General features: G+C 37.9%; 22 protein-coding genes, 1 pseudogene and 1 riboswitch. Of the genes and pseudogenes, 15 read left to right on the forward strand and 8 right to left on the reverse strand.

The annotated features are described in order from the left end of the window. Positions 1 to 78: 78 nt before the first annotated feature. The gene (locus tag NMG86_RS05460) at positions 79 to 1575 is read right to left on the reverse strand and encodes a hypothetical protein (protein WP_026789000.1); all 1497 of its coding nucleotides are present in this window, start codon (positions 1573 to 1575) and stop codon (positions 79 to 81) included. After that, a complete protein-coding gene (locus tag NMG86_RS05465; protein WP_026789001.1) occupies positions 1572 to 2087 on the reverse strand; it encodes a hypothetical protein in 516 nt (171 codons plus the stop codon). Before NMG86_RS05465 ends, NMG86_RS05460 begins: the two co-directional genes overlap by 4 nt. A gap of 105 nt (positions 2088 to 2192) precedes the next feature. Between NMG86_RS05465 and NMG86_RS05470 the strand changes: the two genes are divergently transcribed. The 9 genes and pseudogenes from NMG86_RS05470 to NMG86_RS05510 all read left to right on the forward strand — a co-directional run bounded on the left by NMG86_RS05470 (position 2193) and on the right by NMG86_RS05510 (position 8282). Next, positions 2193 to 5492, forward strand: coding sequence for a caspase family protein (locus NMG86_RS05470; RefSeq protein WP_052338641.1), 3300 nt, complete (start codon positions 2193 to 2195; stop codon positions 5490 to 5492). Between the two features lie 18 nt (positions 5493 to 5510). Further along, positions 5511 to 5732 (forward strand): annotated as a pseudogene (locus tag NMG86_RS05475) (Uma2 family endonuclease); the annotation flags it as partial. A gap of 214 nt (positions 5733 to 5946) precedes the next feature. Continuing rightward, positions 5947 to 6180 (forward strand): hypothetical protein, encoded by a 234-nt coding sequence (locus NMG86_RS05480; RefSeq protein WP_026789002.1) that lies wholly within the window; start codon positions 5947 to 5949, stop codon positions 6178 to 6180. After that, a complete protein-coding gene (locus NMG86_RS05485; protein ID WP_026797183.1) occupies positions 6173 to 6586 on the forward strand; it encodes a type II toxin-antitoxin system VapC family toxin in 414 nt (137 codons plus the stop codon). Before NMG86_RS05480 ends, NMG86_RS05485 begins: the two co-directional genes overlap by 8 nt. 65 nt (positions 6587 to 6651) lie before the next feature. Further along, complete coding sequence (locus NMG86_RS05490) at positions 6652 to 6861, forward strand: hypothetical protein (RefSeq protein WP_026789004.1); 210 nt, start codon at positions 6652 to 6654, stop codon at positions 6859 to 6861. Further along, positions 6858 to 7100, forward strand: a complete 243-nt coding sequence (locus NMG86_RS05495) for a type II toxin-antitoxin system HicA family toxin (RefSeq protein WP_026794426.1) — start codon at positions 6858 to 6860, stop codon at positions 7098 to 7100. The genes NMG86_RS05490 and NMG86_RS05495 overlap by 4 nt, the downstream gene beginning before the upstream one ends. Positions 7101 to 7252: 152 nt before the next feature. After that, positions 7253 to 7504 (forward strand): ribbon-helix-helix domain-containing protein, encoded by a 252-nt coding sequence (locus NMG86_RS05500; RefSeq protein ID WP_026794425.1) that lies wholly within the window; start codon positions 7253 to 7255, stop codon positions 7502 to 7504. Between the two features lie 272 nt (positions 7505 to 7776). Further along, positions 7777 to 8070 carry a nucleotidyltransferase family protein gene (locus NMG86_RS05505; RefSeq protein ID WP_026789007.1) on the forward strand — a complete coding sequence of 98 codons (294 nt, stop codon included), beginning with the start codon at positions 7777 to 7779 and terminating at the stop codon, positions 8068 to 8070. Further along, entirely contained in the window at positions 8067 to 8282 is a 216-nt protein-coding gene (locus NMG86_RS05510; protein ID WP_040957551.1) for a hypothetical protein, read from the forward strand. Before NMG86_RS05505 ends, NMG86_RS05510 begins: the two co-directional genes overlap by 4 nt. A 48-nt stretch (positions 8283 to 8330) precedes the next feature. Here the strand turns inward: NMG86_RS05510 and NMG86_RS05515 are convergent, their stop codons facing one another. Both NMG86_RS05515 and NMG86_RS05520 read right to left on the reverse strand, forming a co-directional pair. Beyond that, positions 8331 to 9812, reverse strand: coding sequence for an ATP-binding protein (locus NMG86_RS05515; RefSeq protein ID WP_026797184.1), 1482 nt, complete (start codon positions 9810 to 9812; stop codon positions 8331 to 8333). Continuing rightward, the gene (locus tag NMG86_RS05520; RefSeq protein WP_026797185.1) at positions 9809 to 10492 is read right to left on the reverse strand and encodes a response regulator transcription factor; all 684 of its coding nucleotides are present in this window, start codon (positions 10490 to 10492) and stop codon (positions 9809 to 9811) included. Before NMG86_RS05520 ends, NMG86_RS05515 begins: the two co-directional genes overlap by 4 nt. 145 nt (positions 10493 to 10637) lie before the next feature. On the opposite strand from NMG86_RS05520, the gene NMG86_RS05525 reads away from it, so the two are divergent. From NMG86_RS05525 to serS, 3 genes are all read left to right on the forward strand, one after another. Next, complete coding sequence (locus tag NMG86_RS05525; RefSeq protein ID WP_026797186.1) at positions 10638 to 11177, forward strand: ferric reductase-like transmembrane domain-containing protein; 540 nt, start codon at positions 10638 to 10640, stop codon at positions 11175 to 11177. Positions 11178 to 11228: 51 nt separating this feature from the next. Further along, the gene (locus NMG86_RS05530; protein WP_026797187.1) at positions 11229 to 12593 is read left to right on the forward strand and encodes a WD40 repeat domain-containing protein; all 1365 of its coding nucleotides are present in this window, start codon (positions 11229 to 11231) and stop codon (positions 12591 to 12593) included. Between the two features lie 109 nt (positions 12594 to 12702). Next, a complete protein-coding gene (serS, locus tag NMG86_RS05535) occupies positions 12703 to 13980 on the forward strand; it encodes a serine--tRNA ligase (protein ID WP_026797188.1) in 1278 nt (425 codons plus the stop codon). Positions 13981 to 14050: 70 nt separating this feature from the next. Here the strand turns inward: serS and NMG86_RS05540 are convergent, their stop codons facing one another. After that, complete coding sequence (locus tag NMG86_RS05540) at positions 14051 to 15913, reverse strand: chloride channel protein (RefSeq protein WP_026789013.1); 1863 nt, start codon at positions 15911 to 15913, stop codon at positions 14051 to 14053. 344 nt (positions 15914 to 16257) lie between these two features. Here NMG86_RS05540 and NMG86_RS05545 point away from each other — a divergent pair, with 344 nt between their 5' ends. The 3 genes from NMG86_RS05545 (at position 16258) to NMG86_RS05555 (ending at position 18750) form a co-directional block, all read left to right on the forward strand. Beyond that, entirely contained in the window at positions 16258 to 16692 is a 435-nt protein-coding gene (locus NMG86_RS05545; RefSeq protein ID WP_026789014.1) for an Hsp20/alpha crystallin family protein, read from the forward strand. Between the two features lie 236 nt (positions 16693 to 16928). After that, positions 16929 to 18149 carry an HhoA/HhoB/HtrA family serine endopeptidase gene (locus tag NMG86_RS05550; RefSeq protein ID WP_043939356.1) on the forward strand — a complete coding sequence of 407 codons (1221 nt, stop codon included), beginning with the start codon at positions 16929 to 16931 and terminating at the stop codon, positions 18147 to 18149. A 295-nt stretch (positions 18150 to 18444) separates the two neighbouring features. Further along, a riboswitch (Glutamine riboswitch) is annotated at positions 18445 to 18533 on the forward strand. A gap of 37 nt (positions 18534 to 18570) precedes the next feature. Beyond that, positions 18571 to 18750 carry a hypothetical protein gene (locus tag NMG86_RS05555; RefSeq protein WP_026789016.1) on the forward strand — a complete coding sequence of 60 codons (180 nt, stop codon included), beginning with the start codon at positions 18571 to 18573 and terminating at the stop codon, positions 18748 to 18750. Positions 18751 to 18914: 164 nt separating this feature from the next. Here NMG86_RS05555 and NMG86_RS05560 read toward each other — a convergent pair whose 3' ends face one another. The 3 genes from NMG86_RS05560 to NMG86_RS05570 form a co-directional block, all read right to left on the reverse strand. Beyond that, positions 18915 to 19781 (reverse strand): alpha/beta hydrolase, encoded by an 867-nt coding sequence (locus NMG86_RS05560; protein WP_026797190.1) that lies wholly within the window; start codon positions 19779 to 19781, stop codon positions 18915 to 18917. A 495-nt stretch (positions 19782 to 20276) separates the two neighbouring features. Further along, positions 20277 to 20513 carry a type II toxin-antitoxin system Phd/YefM family antitoxin gene (locus NMG86_RS05565; RefSeq protein ID WP_026797191.1) on the reverse strand — a complete coding sequence of 79 codons (237 nt, stop codon included), beginning with the start codon at positions 20511 to 20513 and terminating at the stop codon, positions 20277 to 20279. Between the two features lie 65 nt (positions 20514 to 20578). Continuing rightward, on the reverse strand, positions 20579 to 20794 hold the full coding sequence (locus tag NMG86_RS05570; RefSeq protein WP_043937990.1) for a type II toxin-antitoxin system HicB family antitoxin: 216 nt from the start codon (positions 20792 to 20794) through the stop codon (positions 20579 to 20581). Between the last annotated feature and the right edge of the window lie 24 nt (positions 20795 to 20818).

Below are 20818 nucleotides of genomic sequence, written 5' to 3' on the forward strand. Positions count from 1 at the left end.
TAAAACGTTGTTGGGCTTTAGCCCTCTCTGAACTTGTTGTTGGGCTTTAGCCCTCAAGAAGACTAGGCTGAAGATATCTTATCGTTTCTTACCATGATTCCTTAATCCCAGCAACCGGATAACTAACCCCGTTAACCCCGCCCCGATCAAGCCTATGATCAGGCTCAAAAACAGTGAAATAAAGGGCATTAACGCAGATTCTGGAATTGTCAAACTCCTCAAAACTTGCCCTAAATTCTGCTCTACAAGGGTTTTTGCTTCCTCTGATTTGATAATAGTAACAGGTGCAACAACATTGGGGAATTGTCCAGAAATCGAAGCCGTTACAGAAGCCGCAGCTAAACCCGCACCGACAATACCGAGTGTATTTTGAAATGTGCGATCGCTCTTTGCTTCTCTGACTTGCAAGTTAACTCGAATTAAGTTGACTGCAACTTCTAGCATTTTTAACCCAGCACTCAGATTTTCGGAGTCTTTGCGAACTTGTTTTAAGTATTTATTTCGAGCGTCGGAATGAAACTGCTCTAAGCATTTTACTTCATATTCTGGGTTTTTTTCACATACCTTAGCAACTAATTCTTTAAGTTGTTGGCGGTAGTTATCCAGATTAACTTCAATCGTACTTCTCTGAAATTCTAAATAACTGAGATTGATGGCATAATCAGAAAATAGATTGTCAGCATCACTGACTTTTTGACTAAGTTGGCTCAAATTATACCCTTCGTATCCTTGAGTTTTAAAGTCTTTGACGTAACTTTGAACCTCTACAAATTTAGCTTCTAAATCTCGTTTAACCACCCGACTTTTTACATAAGCCCAAAGAATTTTATGGCGATGACAAAACAATTGCATCCAGTGATCAATTAATTCTGCTGCGTTTTCCATTGCCGTTAAATTAGGATATAATATAATAATTACATGAGGATTATTTTGCTTTAAATTGTAGGGTGCTTTTTTAGGAGTATCGTTTAAATTATGGGGATTCCATTCAAAGAATCTTCCCCCTAATAACTTTCCCTCACCTGCGGGTTTTTCTTGACAATCTAGTTCTTTTCCTACTAGCAAATTGTAACATTTTTGAGCAAGATTTTTAACATCATCTGATCCCATTTTAATATCTAAATCTGAAGGGAGTGTACCACTAATTAACCAAGTTTGCCCTAAGCTACCCCCTTGATTGTTGAGAACCTGATCAACTATAATTTTTTTAAGCGTTGTTATTTCTTGAATATCAGTAGGAGAGGTGCGATTGCTCACCGAACAGTCAACCATCAGCGCATAAGTATCACTCAGTTGCACGGGATAGTAATATCCTTCATATTTAGCTTCATATTCAGGCGGAAGGTTGAGCGTTTCTGTAAATTCGCCTTCTTCTGTTAATAACTGTACAAATTCTGTTTCCCACTCCATTTTTTCAGGCGGGGGAGATGCTTTAATCTTGTTTTGTAAGGCGGGAGGCAATTTATTTAAAAATACTAGCTCATTCTCTTTCAGAGTAGCCAAATCCTGCCCTAGTCCCTGACGCAAATCGTAGAGATAGAGGTCAATTGTGGGATAAATCAGATGATCTGTCATAGTAGAGGAGGTAATGTTGGTGGTTGAGTATCTGAATCAGCAGAAAATTGTGACAACATTTCTAATAGACGCTGAAACAGACTTTTGCTAACTTCCGGCGGATTATCACTTTTGAGAATCGGGACAACAAGATAATTAATAATCGTGTGACTTGGAGATTGCTGTGATTTTTTAGGTTTAGGGCCTAACGTAGTAGGAGTTTGATTACTAGGCGGGAGTCTTTCTAATACTTCTTCTGAAGTTGGCAAGTAATCTAAATTTTCGCCATTTTCTGTTGCTAGAAAACTAATTAATGCTGTTTGATACTTGGTAAAACTTTCATTTAATTTGGGGTTTGAGTTAATCACAGACATTAATTTAGCTTGGGTTTTGTCCCTCATTTCAGGATTGAGTTGAAGCTGTTCTCCTATGGTAAAAAGTTCCTCTTGCTCGTTAGAGTTGAGGGTGACATCTGAATCTCTAATTGCCAGAAGCAGGGCCAGGAGAGTAGGGAGAGCAGGTGGTTGGCTCATGCTGGGAGTAAAGTAAGTTAGAATTGCTCTTAATTATAGTGGACGGAGAGTAATGCTGATATACTCAGAGTGAACGTCGCTCCCTGTTACTAAACCCGCCTGCCAATGAACCCCACTAACCGAAAGGCTCTTGTCATCGGTATCAATCGCTACCCCGAATTAAATGATGGCCATTTAAAAGTCTCGGCTGACGATGCAGAGGCGATCGCGCAATTACTAGGAACCTATGGCCATTTTCATCCTATATACCGCTTTCCCGAAGGTTTCTTACAAGATCGAGGAGATTTGTACCCTTGCGTTGCTCCTACACATGACTTAAACAATTTTACAACCGAAGATTTAAAAACCGCGATCGAAAAACTCTTTAAACCCCAAACAGATATCCCTCATACCGCCTTACTTTTCTTTGCAGGTCACGGACTTTTTAATGATAATGGTAAACTGGTTTTAGCAACCAGCGAAGCTGGTTATCCTAACCAAGAATGGGGTATATCTTTAGAATGGTTATGTGGTCTTTTAAAAGACAGTCCAGTTAAACAGCAAATTGTTTGGTTAGATTGTTGCTATAGTGGTGAATGGATAGAGTTAGCAAAAACACAACTGCATAATTCTGATAAACAGCTATTTTTTATTACAGCTACTACCAGCTACGAATCCGCATTTGCTGATGACAAACACGGAATTTTAACCAAAATTATTTTGGAAGGTTTAGATCCCAGTAAAGATAGTTATGAGGGATTAATTACCCATACTAAACTAGAACGTTTTATTAAGACAAATCCACCTAAAATTGCTCAAAAGATTCTCGTTTATTCCTCCAGCAATAGCGAAATTCATCTGACTTGCACCGAAAAATATAAATTAAGGTCGCTGATTCTCGAATCTAACTACGAGCGATCGCAAACGCAGCCAACCAACCAAAAATCTGACGTTCCAAGCAACAACTCCACTGCTGGATCTGATATTAAGATCCTCTATAACGCCCTAACAAAACTAGATTATAGTAAAGCACAGGCAAAATCTTCTAGTGTGCGTTTAATTCCTAGTCCTAACAAAGAAACAGTTCGTGACTTGTTGATTATCGACCCAGAAATAGCCAGAGCTTGGAGTGAATCACCCCAAAATATTGTGATTTATGAAGACCAAACCTTGGCTTCTCTAAAAAATGTTCGCTGGATTGAGTCGAAAGATTTATTTTTGCCAGAATTCATCTTTGTAGATCTCGAAGATGCTTTACCGGGAGCTTTTCTTCCCGATGGTACTCAAATCAACTTCAACGGTCAGAGGATCACACCTTTAATTCCTCTCAATCCCATTCTACTAGACTATTTAACTCCAGAAGACTTAATTAAGAAAATTAAGTTCACACCTATCAACGGAAGTGAAGGCCCATTGGTAAGAGTAATTATAGACTTGCCTCTCTCCGGTTTGAAGAATAATGACAAACAGCCGCAGAACTATCACATCTACAAAGACTACCCAATTAAAGAAGAAAATGCTTTAACTGAAGTACCTGTTTTAGAAGTGTGGCCGCGTTTTCGGGCTGAGGGTTGGAAGGAGTATTATGCGTTTTACTACGATGGAGAGTATGGAGAAGAAACTTTCCAAGTTAGTTTACCGGAGGCAAAAGAACCCCATATTTTTCGAGAAGTTCGTGGTTCCTATCAAATTACCCGCCTAGAAAAGTTTCCCAGTTTCATTAACTGCCAGGATCAAGCTAGAAATACTATTGGTCTGATTCTGCTAAAAACACCAGAGAATATCAAGCTTAATGCTGCTTCTTGGACTGTAGGAGTTGATTTTGGAACTTCTTTCACTAATGTCTACGTTAACAACAAAGGAATAGTCGAACCACTGCTACTGGAGAATCTGCACTTAAAGATAGCGGAGGCAAACATAGACACTCGCAATCCGGTAATGTTTGAACATTTTATTCCAGAAAGATTCATCCCGCTTGAAAAGCCCCTACCCCTGGCCAGCGTACTAACAACTAGGGGAAAACCTAATACCAAAGCAGGGCAAGAACGTCCGATTTATGACGGTCGGATTTATATTCCAGGCTGGAACAGCTTTAATTCTGAAAATAGTTGGATAGAGACAGACCTTAAGTGGGAAAATCTCACTTTAAATCGGTTGTTTCTAAAACATCTAGCTCTACACATCTCCGCTTTAGCTGCGAAAAACGGTGTTAAGCAAATTCAATGGTCTATCTCCTACCCATCTGCTTTTTCTAATAGTGACAGAGCTAAGTATGTTCAAACCTGGCAAAACTTAACTCAGGAATTACAAGAAAAAACAGGAATTATTCATAATAGTCCTGTACTAAATAATTTGGATTACTTCCGAACTGAGAGTTTAGCCTTTGCTCAATATTTTGCCGATCTTGAGGATCTTAGCTTAGTCAATGCAACTTGTATTGATATGGGAGGAGGAACTTCAGATATCTCTATTTGGGAAAACAACAAACTGGTTCATCAATGCTCTATTCAGTTAGCAGGAAGAGACTTGTTTTCTCAATTTTTAGAACTAAAACCGGAGTTTTTAGACCAAAACTTACAATTAAATAATTGGGGATTCAAACATTTAAAAGGAAGATTTTTTATAACCGCACTGGATCATTTTTTGCGAATGAATTCAGACTATTGGCTGAAAAATCAAAGAATATTTGTAGAAGATAATTCAGAATTTCAAGGACTGCTCCGACTCATTGCGATTGGTTTTTCTGGGTTGTACTATTACGTAGGAACAATTCTGGGAGTGCTCCACGATGAGGGAAAATATCGTCGCCGTGAAATTACCCCTGTTTATATCGGTGGGAATGGTTCTCGACTGTTAAACTGGTTGGCTATAGGGGGGCAGTTTGATCGTGATTCTGAGGTCAATCACTTACTCAGTCGGATGCTGAGTGCAGGTTCCGGTTTCGATGATATAGGAGAAATCACACGATTGAGTCAGAGACCGAAAGACGAGGTATGTTGCGGATTGGTTTTAAGTAGTACCAAGCTTCAAGGACTAACGAAAAGGACAAAAGATCCACTGATTGCAGGAGAAGATTGTGAAGTGAATGGCAATCTGATTAGTTGGAGAGATCGCTTAGAGTTGGAAGGCAATATTGAGCAATTCCAAATTCCTGAGTTTGAGCAGCTTTCAAAGTTTCTGGATGAATTCAATTTAGCATTGAAAGAATTAGAAATTGAAGGATTGAAACCGATGAGAGGTTTCAAGGCTGGTGTAGGCTTAGAAGCTGACTATAGCGAAAGACTCTGGCGCGAAACTAAAAGAGAGTTAACTAGGGTGACGTTAACTATTAAGGGCGAATCAGATAATATCCGTGTGGAACCACCCTTTATATTGGGGCTGAAGGCTTTGTTGCGGGTTTTAGGTAAGGAGTGGGCTGGCAAATGAGCAAATAAAAGCGTTGACTACCGTGCCAAACGTGCCGAATATTGTGTTTTAAATATTCCTGAATATTGGATTGTCGATCCGTTACAAGCAAAAATTATTATTTTTACTCTTTCCGACATAAACCGGGTTTCTCTGAAAGATTGTCGCTCGGAAACTAGAGATTTATGCAGAAACCCGGTTTCTAGGTCGCTTGTGGGTTGTCGAGAATTATCGAGTCGAGTTAGTTTGATTAATTGCTAAATTTCAATAGTTTAATAGTTGCTTTTCATGCCTTGAGTGATAGAATTAAGGAAACTGCGATCATCCTGTACCTAAAGGTTATTTAAGCTATGACGGAAATCATTTTCCTAGTAGAACCTGATGTTGAAGGGGGGTATATTGCCCAAGCATTAAAATGCTATGATGGGATTAATCTAAATCATCAAAAAACTTGCTTGAGAGGATTTTAATCATTATGATTCAAGAAATCAATGCCATATTTGATGGTAAATCTCTGCAACTGGAATCTCCCTTAAACCTAGATGTCGGTACAAGGGTTAAAATTATTGTTGAAACAATATTACCCCAAAAACAGCCCACTAAAACATTTCTTGAAACTGCTCAATCTTTACAGTTACAAGGGAATCCAGATTGGTCTGAGAAAATTGATCAGTATTTATATGGGGAAACTGTTTCTGATCATGAATGAAGTTTTTTTAGATACTTCTTTTGCGATCGCGCTTTCTTCAATTACAGATCAAAATCATGCAATGGCTGTTCAATTGGCTGATCAACTGCAAGCTAGTCAAGCCCGTTTAGTCACCACTCAAGCTATTTTACTAGAAATTGGTAATGCACTTTCTAAATCTAAATACAGAATGGGTGCTATCCAACTGTTAGAATCCCTTGAAGCCGATCCCCATGTAGAAATTGTATTGTTGACCACTGATTTGTATATGGCTGGATTCAATTTGTTTAAACAGCGAAAAGATAAAGAATGGGGTTTAGTAGATTGTCTGTCATTTATCGTCATGGGGAATCGAGGAATTACTGATGCTCTAACTGCTGATACTCATTTCCAGCAAGCCGGATTTCGAGCATTACTAAAAAACTAGATCATGCCTTGAGTGATAGAATAAAGGAAACTGCGATTATCCTGCACCTAAAGGTTATTTAAGCCATGACGGAAATCATTTTCCTCGTAGAACCTGATGTTGAAGGGGGGTATATTGCCCAAGCATTAGGGGAATCAATTATTACCCAAGCTGATGATTTAGAAAGCTTAAAAAAAGAAATAAAAGATGCCGTTCACTGTCATTTTATTGATGAAACATTACGTCCTAAGATCATCCGACTGCATATTGTTCAGCAAGAGGTAATTGCTTTATGAAATTACCCAGAGATGTATCAGGTCAAGATTTAGTAAAAGCCCTCAGAAGGTTGGGTTATGAAGTTAGCCATCAAACCGGGAGCCATATTCGATTAACTACACAAGAACAGGGGGAACATCACATTACCATTCCGGCTCATAATCCTTTAAAAGTGGGTACATTGAATGCAATTTTAAAAAATGTGGCTAATCACTTAAAGTTAGAGCGAGAAGAATTAATCAGTCTATTATTTGAGTAATCAATTAAGTATAGTCTTGATACTGGTAAAAGTCCCTATTATCAACATACTGATGTTAATATAACTGCCTTGATTTTGTTTATGAATTGAAGCGATCGCGCCTTTCATCTAACCTATGATATAATAGAGAATATTATCCTCGATTAAAACTTATGACCAACTTAAATCTTTCTATTCCCGAATCAATGAATCACTTTATTCAGGAGCAAGCAAATCAACAGGGTTATCCCAGTCCCAATGACTATATTTGTAGTTTAATTATGCAAGCACAAAAGCAAGTGGAACAAGAGCGATTAGAGCAATTATTAATAGCAGGATTAGAGAGTGGAACATCTATCGAAATTACGGATGAATGGTGGGAGAATAGAAGAAATCAATTAATTCACCAAGTCCCAATTTCTTAACGGGTTATCAGCCATTTAATCCTGTTTATTATTATAGTATAGTCAGGAGGCGATCGCTATGTCTATCGCATTGCTAATAATCAACATACTAATGTTAACATAACTGCCTTGAGTTGGTTTTTGAATTGAAGCGATCGCACCCTTAACCCCACCCATTTATAAGAGAAAAAGTACAATTTCCAGTTAACCTTAATCAATATCAACCTAAAAATATGCTATAATTGTGCTGAATTAAACTACCAATAAAATCGACTACTCAACAGATCTCAAAAATGAAACTCAAACAACATTTACAGAAAAACCGAGAGGCAATCGTAGAAATTGCGGCCAAACATGGAGCCTTTAACGTGCGGATTTTTGGCTCAGTCGCTAGAGGAGAAGAAACCGAAAATAGTGATATCGACTTTTTAATCGATTATGATTTATCTAAAATTTCTCCTTGGTTTCCCGGAGGATTATTGATGGATTTACAAGATTTACTCAAATGTAAAATTGATATTGTCACAGACAAAGGTTTGAGTCCTTTAATTAGAGAAAAAGTTTTAAAAGAGGCAAAAATATTATGAATCGAGAACGAGATATCGTCTATATCAAGCATATTTTGGAATGTATTGATCGCATCAAAGACTATACAGAAAATGGCAAAGATAGTTTTATGAATGAATCTTTACAGAAACCGGGTTTCTCTGAAAGATTGTCGGTGGGAAACAATAAATTTATGCAGAAACCCGGTTTCTATATCGCTTGTGGGTTGTCGAGAATTATCGAGTCGAGTTAGTTTAATTAATTGCTAGATTTCAATCGTTTAATCGTTGCTTTTCATGCCTTAAGTGATAGAATCAAGGAAACGGGGAAGGGTAAAAGTGAAGGAAGTTTGACCAAATTGAGGCGGATCTAAGGTCAGATCTCCTTGATGGGCGTGGGCGATTTCCCGTGCTAAACTTAATCCTAATCCGATTCCTTCTATTTGGCGAGTTCGAGCCGGATCACCCCGATAAAAGCGATCAAAGAGGCGATCTCGATCTTTAAGCGGAATATCTTTAGAGGCGTTACTAATATTAATTATAACTTTTTTTCCTCGTTGATAACTTTGAATTTTGATCCAACCTTCCGGGAGATTATATTTAATGGCATTACTAATTAAATTTTGGACAACCTGGGTTAATAAATCCTGATCTCCTAAGACAATTAATTCGGGATCAATTTCAGTTTTAATGATTAAATCGGGAGCTAATAATTCTATATCTTCCATCATGTCTAATAACACAGGATATAAATTCACCTGGGTTTGATATATCCGCATTTGTCCAGCATCTGCTAAGGATAATAATAATAGTTTTCGGGTGGTTCCTCCTAAACGTCTAACTTCATCTAATAGATGACTTAAGGCTTGCTGTGTGGATGATTCTGTTTCGGCTTTTTGTAACATTTGTTCTAGTTCTCCTTGAAGAATTGCTAAGGGAGTTTTGAGTTCATGGGCTGCATCTCCACTGAAGCGGGACGCTTGTTTGAAACTACGTTCTAAGCGTTCTAACATTTGATTAAAGACTTGAATTAACTCTACAAATTCAATATCTGTTGTATTAAGAGGAATCCGTTGATCTAGTCCTCTAGCGGTGACTTGTTGAATAATATTTGTTAATTTTTGAATCGAATGTAATGCACTACCGGATAATGCCCAGGAACCTCCAGCAATCAGTAATAATAAAATAGGAATCGAGACTAAAAAACCATTGCGAACCGATGCCATTTCCTGATCAATAATACTCAAATTAACAGCGATCGCCACTTTTTGATCGGGAAAGCTGACTAAACCAACACGCCACAACCCCGTAGGAGAGCGTCGGGTGATGATTTTGAGTTGAGGAGGAATGGGAGGTAAAGGGTTGCGGGGGGGACGAGGAGGATGGGGAAAACCCAAATCATCGGGAAAACCAAAATCATTGGGAAAATCAGGAGGATGGGGAGGACGAGGGGGATGGGGAAAATCGGGAAAATTAGAAACCTGAAGGTTGAGGTCTGACCCATTAATTGACTGATATCGGGTATAACCGTCTCTATCAAGTACCCAAATTTTGATCGGGGTATCCTTAAAATCACGGGTTAATTGAGTTTCATAAACTTCTAATGAGGGTTGCTCTTGGAGATGGTTGGTTTGTAATAATTTATTTTTTAGTTCTGCGTCTAAACGGCCTGAATAAGCATTATAAATCAACCACCAAAATACAAAACTAAAAGCGATTAAAGAAGCTCCGGTAATGGTTGCTGATAATAGGGCAATACGAACTCGAAAAGATGGTTTTTTCATGATTCTGACTCTGGTTTACGAAAGCGATAACCGACACCGCGTACACTTTCAATACAATCATTTCCACCAATACCATCAATCTTTTTTCTAATCCGTTGAATACAGACATCTACAACATTTGTATTAGGGTTAAAATCATAACCCCAAATGTGTTCTAATATTTGGGTGCGGGTTAATACTCGTCCTGGCGATCGCATCAAATATTCTAACAAGTTAAATTCTCTGGTTGTGAGTTCAACAATTTGTTGATTACAGGTAACTTCTCTGGTAATTCTATCTAATTTGAGCGGCCCATAAGCAATAATATTTTGGCGTTCACCGATATTGCGACGGACGACAGCATGGATACGAGCGATTAATTCTTCGACAAAAAAAGGTTTAGAAATATAGTCATCTGCACCTAAATTAAGTCCTTCGAGTCGGTCTTCTAATTCATTGCGGGCGGTGAGTAAAATCACAGGAATATTGCGTCCGGCTTTGCGGAGACTTTTGAGAATAGATAATCCATCTTTTCCGGGGATCATAATATCGAGAACAATGACATCATATTCGTTGTTCATCGCTTGTAAATACCCGTCATCGCCGTTGTCGTAATAGTTGACGACAAATCCTTGTTCTTTTAGACCCATTTGTACAAAGTTGGCGATTTTGGGTTGATCTTCAATCAATAGAACATTCATAATTTTAATGAGAATTTGATGAGAGCTTCCTTAATAATAGTTTGATTAATGGTTTTATAATATTACAAATTTGTAATCTAAGGGAGTGAAAAGCGGTAATCATAGTTTGGCTTAATAAAAACATCAAGGATTAGGGAATTAAGCCATGCAACTGTTTCAACTTGAATTTAATCCGGTTTCCTTTGCGGCTTTATTAGGATTTTTAGCCGTTGGAGCTTATATTTTAACGTTACTTCCGACAACTTTAAGAATTGTTTTTCCAGCCACAACAAAAAGCGGGATTCCTAAATGGTTGTTGAAATATCGGCGTTGGATTGGTCTTTTATCCTTTTGTTTGGCTGTCGGTCATGCTTATATTTATTTTAAACAAAGAAATTTTGATTTGTGGGATATTAAAACCTATTGGTTCTATTTTCAAGGTGTTTCAACGTTGACTATTTTTACTTTATTGGCGATTACTTCTAATAATTGGAGTATGAAAAAACTCAAGAAGAATTGGAAGAAATTACAACAGTTAACCTATTTAGCGATGTTTTTATTAACTTGGCATATTTGGGCAATTATGGCTCACCATTGGACATATTTAACTCCAATTGGAATAGGAGCAATGTTAATTATTATTGTTTTATTTCTCTATCGTCAATGGATTGTTCAGCATCAAGCAAAAAAACGGGTTGCTCAGTAATTATCATAAACAGGGTTTCTTTAGTCTACAATATTAATGGAGTCAGATTCGATGTTTTTCAAACAAATTAACTGGAAAATTTCAACGGTTTTATGGGTTACAACCGTAATGATTATAGGTGTTTATTTGAACCCAAAATTATCGGCATCAAAATCAACATTATCTGATCCAAAATCTGGTTTGTATTTGCCCTCTATACAAACTTTAAGAGATGATTCAGGATGGATTTATGCGATCGCAATGACTCCCGATGGGAAAACATTAGTGAGTGGAGATTATGGCGGTTTAATAAAAATTTGGGATACCAAAACAGGTAAATTACAAAAAACCTTAAATGCTCATGTTGATGCAATTGAATCTTTAGCCATTAGTCCTGATAGTAATTTAGTTATTAGTGCGAGTTGGGATAATGAAATTAAACTCTGGAATCTGAAAACAGGTGAACTAATTCATACCCTTAAAGGTCATACCGATGATATTAAAACCATTGCTATTAGTCCCGACGGAAAATTGTTGGCATCTGGGAGTACAGATAAAACAATTTGTCTATGGAATTTGTCTAATGGTAAACTTATTAAAACTCTGGAAAATCACGATTGGGTGAAATCTATTGCCTTTAGTCCCGATAGTCATACTTTAGCAGCAGGAAGCGAAAATGGCAATATTACAATTTGGTCTTTAATTGACGAGGGAAACTATATTTTAATGCAGCATTCTGGGGCGGTTCAATCCCTAGCTTTTAGTCCCGATGGTAAGATGTTAGCTAGTGGAAGTGCAGACCATACTGTGAAATTATGGCAGTTTAAAACTGGGAAGGTTTTACACACATTAAATCATCATTCCGCCGCCGTTTTGTCTGTTGTTTTTAATCCCAAAGGGGATATATTAGCGAGTGGGAGTTATGATAAAACGATTAATTTATGGAATCCGAATACTGGGGAATTATTAAACAATTTATCGGAGCATAAAAATCCGGTTTGGTCATTAGCATTTAATCCTAAAGGTACGGTTTTAGCAAGTGGAAGCGGAGATGAAACCATTAAATTTTGGTCAATGAAGACCACGGAAAACCCGATTTATGCTGCTTCCCAAGCTCAAATTAAAAAAGCACCTGTAATGATCACAAAACCCGAATTAATTAAACACTTAAATCAACAACTTTATGCTATAATTGATCAACGTTGGCAAACAAATTTGATGATTAAGGATTCATTAATTTATCAAGTTACTTTAAACGAACAAGGAAAAATTATCGAGTATCAACCATTTAACTCAGCCGCAGTTCGGGAGATGCAAAAAACCGCCCCTATTTTTCAACCTGATACTAAATCTCAATCTCAATATGAGGCTCAATTTCGAGTGGTGTTATCTCCCTCTGGAACCCTGGAAGTTAGTCCTTGGGATGGGTGGAAATAGTGTGTAAATCTATAATTTTTCGGTTTCCTTTTGTTTGATGTTCCCTAAATGCAGTAAACTATAAAGATGAACCAATAATCAAAAATCGAGCAATATTAAAGGAAATGCCGTGTTAGATATCAAATTAATTCGGGAAAATTCAGCCGCAGTGCAAGCACGCCTAAATTTGCGAGGCGAGTATGATTTGCAACCTATTTTAACCTTAGATGAACAACGTCGCCAACTGGAACAAGAACGAGTTGTATTACAAACGCGGAGTAACGATATTGGTAAATTAGTTGGGGATAAAATTAAGTCAGGATGTGACCCCAAAGGCGAAGAAGTTAAAGCGTTAAGAGAGGAAGGTCAACAAATTAAAATTAAGTTGAGTGAATTGGAACCAAAAGAGAAAGAAATTGATGCTCAAATCACTCAATTATTATTACCAATTCCCAATTTACCCAGTGAATCAACTCCTGTGGGAAAAGATGAACGGGAAAATGTAGAAATTAGACGTTGGGGAGATGAATATATTCCTACAAATCCTAATATTTTACATCATGCGGATATTGGGGAAAAACTGAATATATTGGAATTTAAACGGGCGGTTAAAGTTGCTCAAGCGCGATTTGTAGCGTTAAAAGGGGCGGGTGCTGCTTTAGAAAGGGCGTTAATTCAGTTTATGTTAGACCGCCATACAAATAATGGTTATATTGAGGTAATACCGCCCTTATTAGTTAATAGTACCTCCTTAACAGCAACGGGACAATTGCCTAAATTTGCGGAAGAAAGTTTCAAATGTGATGCTGATGATTTATGGTTAATTCCGACATCGGAAGTATCAGTGATGAATTTGTATCGAGATGAGATTTTAGAAGCGGAACAATTACCGATTTATCACTGTTCTTATACCCCTTGTTTTCGTCGAGAAGCGGGAAGTTATGGTCGGGATACTAGGGGGTTAATTCGGTTACATCAATTTAATAAAGTGGAAATGGTAAAACTGGTTCATCCTGATAGTTCAGAAGCAGAACATGAGAAATTAGTTCAGGATGCTGAAGGAGTTTTACAGGCGTTAAAATTACCTTATCGGGTGATAGAATTATGTACGGGGGATTTAGGATTTTCGGCGGCAAAATGTTATGATATTGAGGTATGGTTGCCCTCGGCCGGAACCTATCGAGAGATTTCTAGCTGTTCCAATGTTAGGGATTTTCAAGCTAGACGGGCTAATATTCGCTTTAAAGAAGCGGGCAAGAAAGGCACACAATATATTCATGCTTTAAATGGTTCCGGGTTAGCCGTTGGTCGAACCATGGCCGCGATTTTAGAAAATTATCAACAACCCGATGAAACCATCCGTATTCCTGATGTTTTACAACCCTATTTAAGAAGGGAAATCCTCTAATTCGTAGTGAGCCCTTCAGGGCTCTCTATCTTTAATCCCTCTAACCCCTGAAGGGGTTACTACGAGTTTACTACGAGTTTGGTAAATAGGGTTGTAAGGCATCTTTGGTAACAGCAATATTACAAGCTAAAGCAATTTGTTCTTTTTCAATAATGCCAACCAGTTGACGCGGATGTTCACGGGTAACAACGGGTAATTGGGGTAAATCTCTTGCGGCCATCCGTTCTAAGGCGACCTGAACTGGTTCATCTTCATAGGCGCAGAGGATTTCTGTTGTGCAAATTTCCTTTAATATTTGCTGTCCCAAAGCTAAAGAAGAATCGGGGTTTGTAGCCTGAAAAATGGAACGACGGATATCTGTAACCGTTACTAATCCGGCTAATTGAGAGGTTTCATCTAAGATTAAAGCCGTATGACAATTCAGTTGTACCATCACCGCACCTGCCTCTAAAATAGGCATCGAACAGGGAAGGGTTAAATAGGATTGACCCATAACTTCAGAAATTCTAATAGTTTGTAAGATTTCTAATTCATTGGGTCGTTCTAAATAAACCCCCATTTGTTGTAAATTTAATCCAGAAGTCGATTGATTAGATTGCACCACATCCACAATTAAAACACTTACCCCCACCGCCGCCATTAACGGTAAAATAATTAGATAATTTTGAGTCATTTCAAATAATAATAAAATCGCCGTTAAAGGCGCTCGCACACTCGACGCTAATACCGCCGCCATTCCCACCATTGCATAGGCGGCCGGGGGAGCAATATCCGGTAAAAAAGGGTGTACTAATCCCCCTACGGCTTGCCCATAGGTTGCTCCCAATGTTGCCCCAATAAACATCGCCGGAGCAAAAATTCCCCCCACTAATCCACTGCCCAAACTAACAGAAGTGGCAAGAATTTTCAGCACTAATAAAATCATTAATAAAGCCAAGGAAAACTGCCCCTCTTGTAATAGGGCTTGAATTGTGCCATAACCCGGGCCGAGAATATGGGGAAATTGAATGGCTACAATTCCGACAAATAATCCACCCAACATCGGGTGTAAGGTGCGAGGAATTTTGGTTAAACAGAAGAAAGCCGGAACTTCTCCTCGAAAACAACGTTGAGAAAATTTAATCGCTTGGGTATAAGCTAAGGAAACAAAACTGGCTAAACAGCCTAATCCTAAATAAAGTAATAATTCCCAATTACTACGAACCTCATAAACGGGCGGAGAAAATGCCGGATGGTCACCAAAAACAATTCGGGCAACTACAGAAGAAACCACCGATGATAAGAGGACTAAACCCACACCTGAAGCCGCAAAACTTGAACCTAAAATTACTTCCAAAGCAAAGAAAACCCCGGCAATAGGAGCATTAAATCCAGCAGCTAATCCGGCGGCGGCTCCGGCTCCTAATAATAGACGATAGCGCTCTTTAGAAACTTGAAAATTTTGACCTAAAATTGCTCCTAAATTCGCCCCAATTTCTACACTCGGCCCTTCGGGGCCCAAAGAAGCACCCGTACCTAAAGAAATGGCGGCGGCCAAAAGTTTAATAAATGGTCTAAAAGGAGAAATAATTTGGATTCTTTGAGTATTAATTAAAGAAGAAATTCCCTCACCAAAAAACTCTTGATAACGATAGCGAATTAACCCCACAATTAGACCCCCAATCGGTGGAATTAATGCCAATGTCCATAGACCAAATGGCATCATTAATCCCATGAAATCTTCCAGGGTTAACCGTTGTAATAGTTCCACTAATCCGTGAAACATTACCATTACTAATCCCGTCCCCCCGCCAATTACAAGGGCAAAGATTAAAATTAATATTTGTGGGGGCGGTTGTAAACGGTTTAATAAACTGGTTAGGCGGTCAGAAACTGAGGGGAGTTCAGGTTGCTGCGGCAGAATGCCCTGATTGTTGGGCAGAGTGGTTGTCATTAGGATTAATTCACGAATAATCTTTATAAAATTTAAAACAAGTTCTAACCTTGGGAAGCATTAAAACTTCAATAACGTACTCATTGATAAAGAACAGATACTTGAGGTTTATAGATTAAATTCCCAAGACTATACACAGAAAAAAATACACCACTGTATCCCGCCTGCTACTGATTACCCATCCTGGGTTTCTAATCTTTCTCTTAAGTACGGCTATTTCCCGTTTTTATTCGTTAAAACCGAATTGATTCCGGCGGCCGATTTACTATCCTTAGAATCATCAAGGCTGTGGTCAAGCCTATATAAATATTGTATCAAATAATTTGTCAATCGAGGTAACGATTATGCAGTTAGTAAGTTGGCAACCTTTCCAAGAAATTGATTCTCTACAACGAGAAATGAATCGTCTGTTTGATAGTTTGGCCTTTCCTTCGGAAAAACTGGCGATGTCCCTCTTTCCTCCGGCTGAACTCGAAGAAACCCCGGAAGCGATTATCCTGAAACTAGAAGTTCCTGGGATGAATCCAGAGGATTTGGATGTCCAAGTCAGTCTTGATGGTGTTGCGATTACTGGAGAACGTAAATCAACCAACCATACGGAAGAAAAAGGCGTCAGTCGCAGTGAATTCCGTTATGGAAAATTCCGCCGAGTGATTCCGCTTCCTAATCGGATTCAAAACACTCAAGTTCAGGCTGAATATAAAAACGGGATTTTCAGCTTAACCTTGCCCAAAGCGGAAGCAGAAAAAAATAAAGTCGTTAAAATAACCGTTGGTTAGGGATTAGCAATTGTATCAACCTTTGCTCAAGGTAGGCTAAACAAAAATAGTATTGATTATAGTCAAATTTTTAGGAAATTTCGACTATAATTAAAAAAGAGGAAGGCGGATTTATGACAATATTTCCGCTTTTCTTCTTATTGATTTTTATGTTAAAATTGAGGATAGTTGCTTTGAGTATTAACGAATCAGAATCTCAGCCTAATGATGAAAATGAGATAATTGAGGATGAATCTATGGAGAAAATACAGCCAAAAACCGTTGCTATTAATTCCATTATTAGTTATCTTTTGGTTGCAGTTTTGAGTGTAGTTTTAACCTTAATCAGTCTCCAGATTTTTCCGCATTTTTTGATAACTTCTGCCCAAGCTGAACCTATCCTAACCCAAACTCAACCTCCAACAGTTACCGCCATTTCTAACCCAAATTCCTTCGGAAATTTTGTTTCGGTTGCGGTGAATAAAGTCGGGCCAGCCGTAGTTAGAATTGACACAGAACGCACGGTCTCTGCTAATATTTCCGAGCCTTTTTTTGATGACCCCTTTTTCCGCCGTTTCTTTGGGGAAGGAATGCCCCAAACTCCCCAAGAATATCAACAACGGGGACAAGGTTCGGGATTTATTATTGATAGTAGTGGGATTATTTTAACTAATTCCCACGTTATTAAAGGAGTCGATAAAGTTACCGTTACCCTCAAAGATGGTCGTCAATTTCAAGGAGAAGTTAGAGGCAGTGATGACCCCTCAGATTTAGCCGTGATTAAAATTAATGGTAATAATTTACCCGTTGCTCCTTTAGGAAATTCTAGTGAAGTTCAAGTCGGAGATTGGGCGATTGCTGTAGGAAATCCTTTAGGATTAGATAATACCGTTACCCTGGGAATTGTTAGTACCTTAAATCGTCCCAGTTCTCAAGTTGGAATTCCTGATAAACGATTAGATTTTATTCAAACCGATGCCGCAATTAATCCAGGTAATTCTGGGGGGCCGTTATTAAATGCTCAGGGGGAAGTAATTGGAATTAATACCGCAATTCGGGCCGATGGTCAAGGGATTGGTTTTGCTATTCCTATTGATGCGGCTAAAACCGTTGAAGCCGCTTTAGTTAGAGGAGAAAAAATTGCCCATCCCTATATTGGCATTCGCATGGCAACCTTAACGGCGGATACGGCAAAACAACTGAATAATGACCCTAATTCCTTACTGTTAATTCCTGAATTTAATGGGGTATTAGTGGTACAAATTATTCCCAAGAGTCCGGCGGGAAATGCGGGTTTACGCAGGGGTGATGTGATTACAGAAATTGATGGACAAGCTATTAGTAGCGCCGACCAATTGCAGCGTTTGGTGGAAAAAAGCAAAATTGGTCAACCCCTTAAAATCACTCTCCATCGCGGACAAAAAACTGAACAAATTTCTGTGCGTCCGAGTCAACTGGATGAAGCCGCTTTGCGTTAAGCGTTGTGGTTTTTCTCTAACAAAAAAAATGCACTCTTTCTGAATGAAGTTGAAGGAAGGGTGCATTTATCAGGAGAAAACTTTAAAATATTTTTTAATCAGAAAATCCAGTGTCCCTATTATAATCAATTTAGGGAATATTTGGCAACAAAGATATCTCATCGGATAGATGTAAAAGCAAATATTGAGGTTATTAACAGAGACAAATCAAAAAATGTCTAATAATCATGTAAAATTAGCATAAGATAATTTGATATTAATTAGATTTAGCGCTACTCTTAAAAATAGTAGTGAAATCGTTCATCTCTTGGTAGTCTTTGATTCTCGCATACCAAAATGACTGCTAAAAGACGGAAGTAGGGACTTCTCCCGAAGGAACGCGCCTGTCTTCACTGCGAGTTGAAACAGGAGGCGAACAACCATGACTTTAAGTAAAGAAAGTGTCCGCGAAACTTCTTCTTCGGATATTCCGACTAGCGAAGCTTTCGATTTTGATTTGTGGGCGACAAAGGTGAGACGTCAGCTTGTGGCGGCATTAAATCACCAAATAGCTCCCGAACTTTCTCAGAACGATGCTCAAACAACCCCATCCGAATTATAAGGAATTAGGGTTCGAGGAAAACGGTTAATCTCAATTTATTGAGTTTTATACTATTTTTCTATTCGATAATATTATTTGTAGGGGTGACTAATGAGTCGCCCTTACCTGTTTTAAAACTGTCTATGTTCCTATTTCCTGTTCCCTGTTCCCTGTTCCCTACTATATCAAGTTAAAAATTGTTGTACTGTTTTCCAATATTCTTCGCCTCCAACCTGTCTAACATTATTATGACCCGCACTCGCCACAATTAAAAGCTGTTTCGGTTCTATGGCGGCGTTAAACAGGTCTTCACTCATGGTTTTGGGAATTAACTCATCTTCGGTTCCATGAGTCAATAATATAGGCATTTTCAATGCCGAAATTTTAGCAATAGAATCGAATTTTTGGGTTAAAATTAAATTAATTGGAAACATCCAATATTTCTTTTTATAATCGATCATTTCTTTAATATTAGTAAAGGAACTTTCAATAATCAATCCGGCAATTTCAGGATGTTTGCAGGCTAAATTAATTGCGATCGCTCCTCCTAATGAATGTCCAAATATATAAATATTATTAGGATTAATTTGGCGTTCATTAACTAAATAATTCCAGGCAGTTTCCACATCTTCATAGACTATTTTTTCCGATGGAAAACGTTCTGTACTGCGTCCATAACCCCGATATTCCACTAATAAAACCGATAAACCCATTTGATGAAATTGTTCAGCATATTCGATATTTGCCCCGATAGTATTGCGGTTTCCATGTAGATCAATAATTACTTTTTGATTAGGATTAGTTTCTGAAGGAATCCACCAACAATGTATCATTTCTATTTTTCCTGAAGGAGTAGGAATTTTTAACTCAATATCTTGATAGGATAAACCCACATCATCCGGGGTCATAGAAATTAAACGAGAGGGGAAAAAAATAAATCGAGTTTGTCTTAAAAACAGGAATAGACAAGCACAGAAATAAGCGATCGCACCAACAGCTAAAAGAGTTAGTCCTCCTTGAAACAGAATTATTAAAATTGAATGTAACATCATTTTAACCCCTCCCATTCTGAATAGAATCACCTTTTTTAATCTTTTTTATCTCTTAAATAAGTTAAGTTAAAAAGAGAAAAAAGGTTTTTTGCACACAACCCTATTCTTTTCGGTGGAGATCAACCCATTTCCGCTTAATTTCGCAAGAATTTTGAACTACCCTAGAATATTAATAACGATTACTGCATAGAATAAAATTAGCGAACGGAAACCCATAAAATACAATTCCATAATCCTGATCTGATCGCAATGCGAGTGTCCTCACTCGCTAGTAATTCCTTATAATAAAATTAAATCAGCGAACGAGGACGTTCGCACTGCTATTTAATATGATAAAATTAAATCAGCGAACGAGGACGTTCGCACTGCTATTCAATAGGAAGTTAGGAGGGGTCAATTATTAATAACTCAATGGCAAAACAGTTCGACAATAAAAAGTAAAATGCGATCGCACTGATCACTAAAATTAATCGCCGTAATGGGTTTTTGTTCTAATTATAATGTAAAAACTTCCCCCTGATTATATTCTTGACGAGAGGCTTCAATATCAGCAATTAAAGTTTTATCTTGAAGGAGTTTGGCGGTTTCTATCCAGCTTTCTAATTCTTCCTGACTGATGAGAATGAAACTTTTATTTTCCTGAACAATAACAACTCCTCCCGGTTCCGTACTGGCTTTTTCTAAAACTTCACTGAAGTTGTTTTTAGCATATTCTCCTGTAACGTGATACATGGTTTAACCTCTTTGTTAAGTTCATAAATAACGGAAAGCGATATTTAACAATATTATGACATACTTCAATTCTGTTGCATAAAACCTGCTTCTTCCAAAACAATGCTTAATGTTCCCATTATTTCGCATTCTTCAAAAAAAGCTTCTAATGCTTCTTGAACAGATTGTTTTGCTTCTTCCAGGGTTTCACCAAAACTAGAAACATCTAAATCAGGACAAAGGGCTACATAAAAATTACCTTCTTGAAATATTTCTAACCGAACTTCAATGTTTTTTAGCATAATTTTCTGAATCACCTGCTATTA

Origin of the sequence: Planktothrix rubescens CCAP 1459/22, from assembly GCA_904830895.1 — a bacterium.
Lineage (GTDB): Bacteria > Cyanobacteriota > Cyanobacteriia > Cyanobacteriales > Microcoleaceae > Planktothrix > Planktothrix agardhii.

Coding starts and splice junctions, on each gene's coding strand:
- NMG86_RS05500 (WP_026794425.1), top strand. CDS start 7,253: ATGACCAACTTAAATCTTTCTATTCCCGAATCAATGAATCACTTTATT.
- NMG86_RS05555 (WP_026789016.1), top strand. CDS start 18,571: ATGACTTTAAGTAAAGAAAGTGTCCGCGAAACTTCTTCTTCGGATATT.
- NMG86_RS05490 (WP_026789004.1), top strand. CDS start 6,652: ATGACGGAAATCATTTTCCTCGTAGAACCTGATGTTGAAGGGGGGTAT.
- NMG86_RS05545 (WP_026789014.1), top strand. CDS start 16,258: ATGCAGTTAGTAAGTTGGCAACCTTTCCAAGAAATTGATTCTCTACAA.
- NMG86_RS05565 (WP_026797191.1), bottom strand. CDS start 20,513: ATGTATCACGTTACAGGAGAATATGCTAAAAACAACTTCAGTGAAGTT.
- NMG86_RS05460 (WP_026789000.1), bottom strand. CDS start 1,575: ATGACAGATCATCTGATTTATCCCACAATTGACCTCTATCTCTACGAT.
- NMG86_RS05530 (WP_026797187.1), top strand. CDS start 11,229: ATGTTTTTCAAACAAATTAACTGGAAAATTTCAACGGTTTTATGGGTT.
- NMG86_RS05510 (WP_040957551.1), top strand. CDS start 8,067: ATGAATCGAGAACGAGATATCGTCTATATCAAGCATATTTTGGAATGT.
- NMG86_RS05485 (WP_026797183.1), top strand. CDS start 6,173: ATGAATGAAGTTTTTTTAGATACTTCTTTTGCGATCGCGCTTTCTTCA.
- NMG86_RS05465 (WP_026789001.1), bottom strand. CDS start 2,087: ATGAGCCAACCACCTGCTCTCCCTACTCTCCTGGCCCTGCTTCTGGCA.
- NMG86_RS05525 (WP_026797186.1), top strand. CDS start 10,638: ATGCAACTGTTTCAACTTGAATTTAATCCGGTTTCCTTTGCGGCTTTA.
- NMG86_RS05570 (WP_043937990.1), bottom strand. CDS start 20,794: ATGCTAAAAAACATTGAAGTTCGGTTAGAAATATTTCAAGAAGGTAAT.
- NMG86_RS05470 (WP_052338641.1), top strand. CDS start 2,193: ATGAACCCCACTAACCGAAAGGCTCTTGTCATCGGTATCAATCGCTAC.
- NMG86_RS05515 (WP_026797184.1), bottom strand. CDS start 9,812: ATGAAAAAACCATCTTTTCGAGTTCGTATTGCCCTATTATCAGCAACC.
- NMG86_RS05560 (WP_026797190.1), bottom strand. CDS start 19,781: ATGATGTTACATTCAATTTTAATAATTCTGTTTCAAGGAGGACTAACT.
- NMG86_RS05480 (WP_026789002.1), top strand. CDS start 5,947: ATGATTCAAGAAATCAATGCCATATTTGATGGTAAATCTCTGCAACTG.
- NMG86_RS05495 (WP_026794426.1), top strand. CDS start 6,858: ATGAAATTACCCAGAGATGTATCAGGTCAAGATTTAGTAAAAGCCCTC.
- NMG86_RS05550 (WP_043939356.1), top strand. CDS start 16,929: ATGGAGAAAATACAGCCAAAAACCGTTGCTATTAATTCCATTATTAGT.
- NMG86_RS05540 (WP_026789013.1), bottom strand. CDS start 15,913: ATGACAACCACTCTGCCCAACAATCAGGGCATTCTGCCGCAGCAACCT.
- NMG86_RS05520 (WP_026797185.1), bottom strand. CDS start 10,492: ATGAATGTTCTATTGATTGAAGATCAACCCAAAATCGCCAACTTTGTA.
- NMG86_RS05505 (WP_026789007.1), top strand. CDS start 7,777: ATGAAACTCAAACAACATTTACAGAAAAACCGAGAGGCAATCGTAGAA.